The sequence below is a fragment of the Halorubrum shenae genome (assembly GCF_051194165.1).
Taxonomy (GTDB): Archaea; Halobacteriota; Halobacteria; order Halobacteriales; family Haloferacaceae; genus Halorubrum.
Genome location: NZ_JBLZNI010000034.1, coordinates 1 through 9213, shown reverse-complemented (window position 1 = coordinate 9213; position 9213 = coordinate 1). Strand labels below are relative to the sequence as shown.

Sequence of the window (9213 nt, the reverse complement as noted above, 5' to 3'; positions counted from 1 at the left end):
GACCTGGATGACACCGAACTACCACGGCTCACATCAGATTTCCTCTTACGCCGGAGCGCAGGGGGCGAAATCCTCATCTTCGCGGACTTGATTGTACTTTTCGAGGGGTCATAAACCCATCGAAGCGTTCCAAGTCCAGCGAAACCGGGCCGAGTTGAACGGCCCGAGTTCGCAGGTGCGTTCTTCGCATTAGTCACGATGGCCGGGTTGTATTTAACCCCGTCGAACTACCGGCGCCACGTCATGCGGTTTCATGGCGAGGAAGTGTGAACGAGCGAATAGCTACGCGACCGAAGGCAGCGAAAAAACGTGTCTGGCCTCGAAGGCTACTCGTCGTCGATGTACTCGATCCCCTGCTTCGAGACGTTCGCCTTCGTGATGTCGTCGAGATCGTTGAGCCAGAAGTTGTCATCGGCCTCATCGACCTCGGGGGCGCTGTCTTTCCAGGCCCACCCTTCGTACTCGTGGATCTTCTGCGTCCCCTTCTCCCGGAGACGAAGCGTGATTCGCTCAGCCTCCCCTTCGGAAGGTGCGGGCTCAAGGGTGCGGGCGGCCTTGAGTGCAGCCTGACGAGGCATGTTTCCGGAGAACTCGCTCGGTTCCGATCCGTCCTCCTCTCGAAGGGCAAAGTTTCGCTTACCGTCTTCACGTACCATGGTTTATCCTCCATGCGAACCCAACACACAGCCTGTAATAAATATATCGGGGAAATGAAAGCTGAGGTGCAAAACTTTTATATACTAACTCCGCACGGGCTAGCGGTTTAGGCCAACTGCTGGTGCGAGTCGGGAGCCGGTCGACAGCCAAGAGACGGTTCAGTAGATCGAGAGCGCGAGTCGATCGATCGCACGTTGCACAGACAGCGTCGACAAAGGGGGCGTCGGAGAACGTCGTCGCGTAAACAACACTTATATGTCTGCTATGGCGAATTCCGATCAGTACAACCGCGATGGTCCGTAAAAAGAAGCTCAGCCCCAGTGGCGCCAAGGACGATGAGGGGGAGTACCACAACGTCCACGTGAACCTCCACGAAGACGAGCTCTCCGTAGCCGGGATGGAGATCGGCGACGAGGTGTTCGTCCGAGTCCGAGACGGGAAGATAATCATCCAGAAGGCAGATTCCAGCCCCGAAGACCTCGAACACGACTTCTGAGACGTTTCGGATCCGCTGTCGCGTTGCGTTTTTGAAGAGCCGGATCGAGACGCTGCGTAGCGAGGTGCGCGCAAACGGTTTGTTCGACTACGGTCGGCGGATTGATGCCCGTCCGTGACGAGTCCGAAACGATGGGCGCGTACGATCTGTTGAAGCCAGCGTTGTTCGGCCTTCCGCCGGAGACCGCACATGGGCTGACACACCGGCTGTTACGGGCGGTAGAAGCGACGCCGGTGACCGACCTCCTCCGCAGTCGGTTCGCCGTGAACGACCCACGCCTGCGAGTCGAGGCGTTCGGGAACGAGTTTCCGAATCCGGTGGGCGTCGCAGCGGGATTCGACAAAAACGCGGAGATTCCACGGGGACTCGCCGCGCTGGGGTTCGGTCACGTCGAGGTCGGTGGCGTCACGGCCGAGCGACAGCCCGGGAACCCGCGACCGCGACTGTTTCGACTCCGCGAGGACGAAGCCCTGATAAATCGGATGGGGTTCAACAACGAGGGTGCCGACATCGTCGGCGACCGGCTCGATCGCGAGCCGCTACCGGAGATTCCGGTCGGAGTCAACATCGGGAAATCAAAGTCGACTCCCCTCGCCGAAGCCCCAGACGACTACCTGTACACGTACAAGCGCGTCGCGGACGCGGGCGACTACTTCGTCGTCAACGTCTCCAGCCCGAACACGCCGGGGCTCCGCGAGCTTCAGAATCGCGCGGCGTTAGAGGAGATACTCGGAACCCTCGCGGACGCAGGTGCCGACCCCCTCCTCGTGAAGCTCTCGCCGGACCTCCCGGAGCCGGCCGTCGAGGACGCGCTCGGAGTGGTGAACGACCTCGGTCTCGACGGCGTGATCGCGACCAACACCACGACGTCGCGACCGGACTCACTGAAGAGCCCCCAGCAGGCCGAACGCGGTGGGCTCTCGGGAAAACCCATAGAGTCGACCGCCACGGAGCGGATCCAGTTTGTCGCCGAGCGCACCGAGGTACCGGTGATCGGCGTGGGAGGGATTTCGGACGCGAAGGGCGCCTACGAGAAGATACGGGCGGGCGCGTCCGTCGTACAACTGTACACGGGACTCGTCTATGAGGGACCCGGCATCGCGCGCGACATCAACGAGGGAGTTCTCGACCTCCTCGACCGGGACGGCTTCGACTCGGTCGATGCTGCCGTCGGCGCGGATCTGTAGACGGCTGCGCCGAGAGAGGGCTAGGCCTCTGTTCGAACGATAACGACCACGTCGTCCGCCTCCAACAGCTCACCGTCGCCCTGATACTGTCGCTCCTCCTCGATCGTGAACTCCTCGTCGACGAGCGTGACGCCCGCGACATGAAGCTCGTCGCCGTCGATCTCGTACTCGTGTTGCGCGAGCGCCGCCTCGATGTCTCCGACTTGATCGCCGTACTTCGGCCCGACCGTGGCGTAGTCGAGGTCGATTCCGGTGACGACCGTCTCGACCGGGGCCTCCTCGCCGGGGTGAACGGTGAGGTCGGCGACGTGCATCACGCCGGTGATGTCCTCTTCGAACCCGCGGACATCGGCGTACACCTCGACCGCGTCCAGTTCGGCGTTCAGCGGGAGCTGGTTCTCGCTTTTGTACTTCCGCAGCGTTCCGACAACGGCAGTGGCGGCCGCACCCGCGTCCTGGTCGGCGTCGATTCCGATCGGCTTGGGCCAGTCGGCAAGGTGGATCGAATCGCGCGCGCCGTCAGACACGGCGGCGTCGACCGCATCGGGGTCGCTCGCCCCGTCAGCGTACATGTCGTGCCACAGCTCCTCGGTCACGTGCGCGAGCAGCGGCGCGAACAGCTTCAGGAAGCGGCGGTGCGCCGTCCGGAGGGTGTACGCTGCGGCCTCGTCATCGCGCTGTTTGGCGATCTCGAGGTAGTCGTCGCAGAACGTGTTCCAGAAGAAGCTCCGGAGCTCGTCGCGGGCCTTCGAGAACGCGCGGTCCTCGAACAGCTCGGTGAGTCGCTCGACCTCGTCGTCGAGTTCGGCGAGCAGCCACCGGTCGAGTTCTCGGAGCGCCTCGTCGTCGGGCTCGTCCGGGTACGGCTCCGGCGCCAGCGACTCGACGAGCTTGGAGGCGTTCCACAGCTTGCGGATCAGCTTTTCGCCCGCGCGGAGGTCCTTCTCCTTGAACGGGAAATCGTCGCCGACGGCGGTACCGGCGGCCCAGTAGCGCGTGGCGTCGACCGGGAACTCCTCGAGCACGGCCTCGGGCTCGACGACGTTGCCGACGGACTTGGACATCTTCTCCCGGTTCTGGTCAAGGACGTGCCCGTTGATCATCGTCTCCTCGAACGGGACCTCGCCGGTGTGCTCGTAACACTTGACGAGCGTGTGGAACAGCCAGAAGCTGATGATGTCGTGACCCTGGGGGCGGAGGTCGAACCGATACAGCTCCGGGTGCTCCATGGTGAACGCCTCGGCCTCCTCATCCCAGTCCCAGCCGGCGTTGATGAGCGGGGTCAGACTGGAGGTGGCCCACGTGTCGAGCACGTCGTCTTCGGGTTCGAACTCGTCGTGGCCGCACTCGGGACAGACGTCGACCGGCGGGTCATCCGAGAGCGGATCGACGGGCAGGTCCGCCTTCTCGGCGACGACGACCTCCCCGCAGCCTTCGCAGTACCACACGGGGAACGGGATCCCGGAAGAGCGCTGCCGGGAGATGAGCCAGTCCCACTGCAGCCCCTCCACCCAGTGTTCGTACCGGGTGAACATCTTCTCCGGGGACCACTCCATCTCTCGGCCGATTTCGAGGTACTCGTCGGTCTTGTCGAGCATCTCGACGTACCACTGCTCGGTGACGAGGAACTCGACGCTCGTCCCGCAGCGCTCGTGGACGTTAACCGTGTGCGTGATGTCGCGGCGGTCGAGCAGCGCGCCCGCCGCATCGAGGTCTTCGACGATAGCCTCGCGGGCCTCATCGGAGTGCAGCCCCACGTACTCCTCGGCGACGTCGGTCATGTGGCCGGACTCGTCGATGGCGACTCGGAGGTCCAGATCGTGGACCTGGTACCACTCGATATCGTTCTGGTCGCCGAACGTACAGCACATCACGATCCCGGAGCCGGTCTCCATGTCGACGCGCTCGTCGGCGATGATCGGCACCTCGTGGCCGAACAGCGGGACCTCGGCGGACTCGCCGACGAGGTCCTGGTTCTCGTCGTCGTCGGGGTGGACGAAGACGGCGACGCACGCCGGCAGGAGTTCGGGGCGAGTCGTCGAGATGACGAACTCGTCGGGGGTGTCATCGCTCGGGTCGGCCCCGGCGACGGGGAAGGCGATGTCGTTGAAGTGGCTGGCCTGCTCGTCGTCCTCGGTCTCGACCTGCGAGATGGCGGTCTCGCACTCGGGACACCAGATCGCGGGCGCCTTCTCGCGGTACTCGCGACCGTGGTCATACAGGTCGACGAACGACAGTTGGGAGACGCGCTGGACACGTGGCTCGATGGTCTGGTACGTGTGGTCCCAGTCGACGGAGACGCCAAGCGACTGGACATTCTCGGTGAACTGCTCTTCGTACTGCGCGCACACCTCGCGGCACTTCGCCTGGAACTCCCGACGTTCGAAGTCCTGGTGGCGGATGTCGAGTTCGCCCTCGGTGAGCCGCTCGGAGGCGATCCCGTTGTCGTCGTACCCGAACGGGAAGAACGTCTCACCGCCGTTCATCCGCTCGAAGCGCGCGACGAAGTCTTGGAGAGTGAAGCCGTACAGGTGGCCCATATGGAGGCTCCCCGATACCGTCGGCGGGGGCGTGTCGATAGAGAAGACCGTGTTCGGATCGACCGGGTCGTCGTCGGGGTAGGCGTACGTCTCCTCGTCGACCCATCGCCGCTGCCACCGCGGCTCAACGGTATCGGGGTCGTACTCACCACTGGGCATTTCACGCGCATCTTCCGGCGGTTCCCCCTTAACGGCCTCGGTTGTGGGGTCGAGCGCTACACCGCGTCGTCCGCTTCAGGACTCACACCACGTCGTCGAGGTCGTGTTCGGCGGCCATCTTCGACGCCTCCGTCGCGAACCGCTCGATCTCGTCCGCCGGACTCTCCCCGAGCGCGGTCGCCTCGACCTCGCGGCCGGCGGTGACCCCGTCGCCCGTGACGAGGCGCTGTTCGGCCAGCTCTTTCGTGTGCATGCGTTCGCCGTCCTCCGTGGCGTAGGTGAGCCGCACGAGCCCCTTGGAGTCGAACTGTCGATCGACGAGCCAGACCGTGGTCATACGCGATGATGCGCGCCTGCGACGCTTAAAAAGGACGGTCGGACTGCGGGACGAGCGGTTAACTTCGGGGATCGATCTCGAACATCGGTTGCGGTCGGCGCGTGCCTGCGAGCGGGCCATCGGCCCGCGAGCAGCACGCGCGAGGGAGTCGCTGGCTCCCGAAGCGAAGCGGAGGGTGCCAGCGACGAGGCTGGGGAGGCGTGAGGTGCGGGGCGGGGCGGGCGGGACGGGACTCAAAGGGCAGTCGCCGGCGGCGTTGCCGCCGGCTGCCAGAGGCGCGGAGCGAGCGTGCGCCGTCCTCGCGGCTGGGGCTTTGGAGGGTGTTTCCCGTCGATCCACTGTCAGAGATTTATAAGCGAACGGCTGGGCCTTTGACGATGGCCGTATTCGGGGCGATTCCGCATCCGCGTCTGTTTCGATCCGCGGTCGGTTCGATACCTCATAGAGCCGATCCAGCGCATGGCGTCGCCAGCGCTTTGTACTGCCTCGTCGAACTGAGGGCATGCGCGTGAAGTTCGATCGTGACACCTGCGTCGGAATGTACCAGTGCGTTGCCGAGTGGGACGCCTTCGAGAAGAACCTGAACGACGGCAAGGCCGACCTGCAGGGGAGCGAGGAGGAAGGCGAGGACGTGTTCGTGGTCGAGGTGCCCGACGGCGAGGAGTTCGACGCGAAGTTCGCGGCGCGGGTCTGCCCGGTCGACGCCATCGAAGTGTACGACGACGACGGCGAGCAGGTGGTGTAGACGGCTCCGGATTTTCGGCCGTTCGCTTATAGGTCGTTACTGGCGGATCGACGGTGAACACCTCCAAAGCCCCAGCCGCGACGGCTCGCGTGACTCGCTGCGCTCCTCGTCACTCGCTTCGCTCGTTCCTGCGGTGCTTGCGTCGTCAAGCGTTGCCCTCACGGCTGCCCCTTTGAGTCCCACCCGCCCCGCACAGCGCCTCACACCTCCCCAGCCTCGTCGGTCGCCCGTCGCTTCGCTCTGGGCGACCGACTCCCTCGCGCGGCGCTCCTCGCGGTCGTCTCTGACGACCGCTCGGAGGCGCGCGCCAAGTCGAATGGGTAGTAAGAACACCGATCCCCCACCCACTCTCGTTTATAAGCGCTCGGCCAGATCCTCGGCGAAGTACGTGATGATCAGGTCCGCGCCCGCGCGCTTGAGCGACAGCAGCGACTCGTGGGCGGTTGCTTCCAAGTCGAGCCACCCTTTCTCCGCGGCCGCGTGCAGCATCGCGTACTCGCCGGAGACGTTGTACGCGGCGATCGGGTGATCGAACTCCCGCCGGAGGTCGCCGACGATATCGAGGTACGGCAGGCCGGGCTTCACCATCAACACGTCGGCGCCTTCCTCGGCGTCGATCCGAGCCTCCCGGAGCGCCTCGCGGCGGTTCGCGGGGTCCATCTGGTAGTGTCGACGGTCGCCGAACGCGGGCGCGCCGTCGGCCGCGTCGCGGAAGGGACCGTAAAAGGCGGACTCGTATTTCGCGGCGTAGCTCATCAGCGCCACGTCCTCGTGGCCTGCCGCGTCGAGCGCCTCGCGGATCGCCCGAACCTGTCCATCCGTCATCGCCGAGGGCGCGACCATGTCGGCTCCCGCATCCGCCTGCGAGACGGCGGTGTCTGCGAGTAGCGCCAGCGTCTCGTCGTTTTTGACGGTGAGCGTCGGATCCGTCTCCGCCGACTCCTCGATCACGCCGCAGTGCCCGTGGTCGGTGTACTCACAGAGGCAGACATCGCCGATCACGTAGGCGTCGGTTTCGGCGGTGATGTGTCGGAGCGCGCGCTGAACCACTCCGTCTTCCGCGTACGCGCGGGTGCCCTCAGAGTCCTTCGACTCGGGGATCCCGAAGACGATGACCGCCTCGACGCCGGTCTCGCGGACCTCTTCGACGCGGGCGACCGCCTCCTCGACGGGAACGCGTTCGTGACCGGGCATCGTCTCGATCGGCACGCGCTCGTCGGTCGTCGCGTCCACGAAGATCGGCGCGACGAGGTCCGACGCCGACAGCGACGTCTCGCTGACGAGGGGGCGGACGCCGTCGGTCCGAAGCCGCCGCGGCCGGTCCGTTGGGTGCATAGCGGAGCGTTGGCTCCGAGTCGTCTTTTATGATCCGTCCGCGGCGATCCGGCGGAAACCGAAGGCAGGAAGATCAACTGGGCGCTTCGATCGACAGCTACTCCGACGACTCAATGTCGATCTTGTCACGGAGCGAGGCGAGCTCGTCGGATTCCGCGAGCTCCTCGACGCGCGCCTTGAAGTGCTCCTCGCAGAGGCCGACGACCACGCCGCTCTGCTCGGCCTCGTAGGTGGCCTCCCGTTCGCAATAGTGACACCGCATGTATCACACTCTATCGGCATCGGGCTTAACCCTGTTCGTCGATCGGGAACGCCGATCTCGTTAGGCCGTGTCGAGATCGGGGTCGAGTGCGGAGTTCGGCAGCCGGTCGCGGACCGGCGCGAACGCCTCCGCCGGCAGCCCCGCCTCGGCGAGGGTGCGCTCGTGGGCGTCGGTCCCGCCCGTCAACAGGAGGTCGCTCTCGGCGGCGACCCGCTCGACTTTGGCGTCGTCGACCGCGCGACCGTACGGGTAGAACCGCTCCACCGCGTCGAGGTCGCGGGCCACGTTGAGGGCGGCGTCGACGTCGTCGTACCGGAAGGGATGCGCGAGGCCGACGATCGCGCAGGCGTCCCGGAGGAGTTCGACGCCGCGCTCCAGTTCGGTCACCTCTCGCGCGACGTAGCAGGGGTCATCGTGTCCGATCAGCCCGTCGAAGGCGTCGGCGTAGTCGTACGGCGTCGATGACTCGTCGATCGCACGGGCGATGTGCGGGCGCCCGAGTCCGGGGCGTGGCTCGATCCCGAGGTCGACCCCGAGCCGGTCCTCGACGCAATCGACGATTGCGGCCCCTCGTTGCTCGCGGTCGGCCTGCAGTCGATCGATTTCGACGTCGAGCGCGTCGGTGTGTTCGACCCCGTAGCCGAGGAGGTCGAGCCGCTCGAAGCCGGCGTCGACGCGGAGTTCGATCCCGCGGACGACCCGAACGCCGTCGCGCTCGACGACCGGCGCACCCACGTCCGGGTGCACGCGGTCGTGATCGGTGATCGCGACCCAGTCGAGCCCGGCATCGCGAGCGACGTCGACGAGCTCGTCAGCGGTCATGGTGCCGTCGGAGACCGTCGTGTGCGCGTGGAGGTCGGCGACGATCCGGTCCGTATCCATAGGCGATGTTCGACGAGCCGACACTAAGCGTCGGCGGTCGAGCGGCGGCCAACCGCCAGTCAACCGTGGTAGCAGGCCACAATATAAGGAAATATAATGTGATTCTCCGGACTATGGTTGTGCATGGACAATCATTAAGGACCATCGGAGACTCACACGAGTTGATGCGCTTGAACGGCGTCGACGACCGACTCGAACGGCACCAATATCCGACGACCTCGGAAGAACTGATCGCGGCTCACGGGAACGCGACCGTAGAGCTCGCCGACGGCTCCGAGCGTCTCGGAGACGTGCTGGAGCGGTTCGGTGACCAGACGTTCGACAACGCGGACGACGTGTTTACCACGCTTCGCGCGGGCGTCTGCCACCGCGGAGTCGGTCGGCGGTTCTACTCGGACCGCGACCCGACGACCGACGACGACGGCCCGGCTCCGGTTTCGTTCTGAGCGATCGGCGAGAGAACCGCTTCGTTTTTCGAGAGATTCGACCCGAGAGCGACGGGCGAGTCTCGACGCGAGACTCAGCATTTTCGAGGTGGAGCAGGTCGAGCCGAACCACACGTCTCAACGCTGTTCTCGGACGGACTGTGGGTTCACGCATGAGGACAACCGCC

10 protein-coding genes are annotated in these 9213 nt (G+C 65.2%); 4 read left to right on the top strand and 6 right to left on the bottom strand.

The window, feature by feature from the left end:
* Window positions 1-326: 326 nt before the first annotated feature.
* A complete protein-coding gene (locus tag ACNS88_RS17360; protein ID WP_435100530.1) occupies window positions 327-656 on the bottom strand; it encodes a non-histone chromosomal MC1 family protein in 330 nt (109 codons plus the stop codon).
* A 293-nt stretch (window positions 657-949) separates the two neighbouring features.
* Here ACNS88_RS17360 and ACNS88_RS17355 point away from each other — a divergent pair, with 293 nt between their 5' ends.
* Window positions 950-1153, top strand: a complete 204-nt coding sequence (locus ACNS88_RS17355; protein WP_435100527.1) for a hypothetical protein — start codon at window positions 950-952, stop codon at window positions 1151-1153.
* A 131-nt stretch (window positions 1154-1284) separates the two neighbouring features.
* Window positions 1285-2340, top strand: coding sequence for a quinone-dependent dihydroorotate dehydrogenase (locus tag ACNS88_RS17350; protein WP_435100533.1), 1056 nt, complete (start codon window positions 1285-1287; stop codon window positions 2338-2340).
* Between the two features lie 20 nt (window positions 2341-2360).
* Here ACNS88_RS17350 and ACNS88_RS17345 read toward each other — a convergent pair whose 3' ends face one another.
* Window positions 2361-5039, bottom strand: coding sequence for a valine--tRNA ligase (locus ACNS88_RS17345; RefSeq protein WP_435100524.1), 2679 nt, complete (start codon window positions 5037-5039; stop codon window positions 2361-2363).
* An 82-nt stretch (window positions 5040-5121) separates the two neighbouring features.
* Complete coding sequence (locus ACNS88_RS17340) at window positions 5122-5376, bottom strand: DUF7967 family protein (protein ID WP_435100521.1); 255 nt, start codon at window positions 5374-5376, stop codon at window positions 5122-5124.
* A 502-nt stretch (window positions 5377-5878) separates the two neighbouring features.
* Between ACNS88_RS17340 and ACNS88_RS17335 the strand changes: the two genes are divergently transcribed.
* A complete protein-coding gene (locus ACNS88_RS17335; RefSeq protein WP_435100518.1) occupies window positions 5879-6121 on the top strand; it encodes a ferredoxin in 243 nt (80 codons plus the stop codon).
* Window positions 6122-6475: 354 nt separating this feature from the next.
* On the opposite strand, the gene hemB is transcribed toward ACNS88_RS17335, so the two are convergent.
* The 3 genes from hemB to ACNS88_RS17320 all read right to left on the bottom strand — a co-directional run bounded on the left by hemB (window position 6476) and on the right by ACNS88_RS17320 (window position 8600).
* On the bottom strand, window positions 6476-7456 hold the full coding sequence (gene hemB, locus ACNS88_RS17330; protein WP_435100515.1) for a porphobilinogen synthase: 981 nt from the start codon (window positions 7454-7456) through the stop codon (window positions 6476-6478).
* A 97-nt stretch (window positions 7457-7553) separates the two neighbouring features.
* Window positions 7554-7718 carry a DUF6757 family protein gene (locus ACNS88_RS17325; RefSeq protein WP_008005682.1) on the bottom strand — a complete coding sequence of 55 codons (165 nt, stop codon included), beginning with the start codon at window positions 7716-7718 and terminating at the stop codon, window positions 7554-7556.
* Between the two features lie 60 nt (window positions 7719-7778).
* The gene (locus ACNS88_RS17320; protein ID WP_435100511.1) at window positions 7779-8600 is read right to left on the bottom strand and encodes a PHP domain-containing protein; all 822 of its coding nucleotides are present in this window, start codon (window positions 8598-8600) and stop codon (window positions 7779-7781) included.
* Between the two features lie 164 nt (window positions 8601-8764).
* Between ACNS88_RS17320 and ACNS88_RS17315 the strand changes: the two genes are divergently transcribed.
* A complete protein-coding gene (locus tag ACNS88_RS17315; RefSeq protein WP_435100508.1) occupies window positions 8765-9046 on the top strand; it encodes a DUF5789 family protein in 282 nt (93 codons plus the stop codon).
* Window positions 9047-9213: the final 167 nt, after the last annotated feature.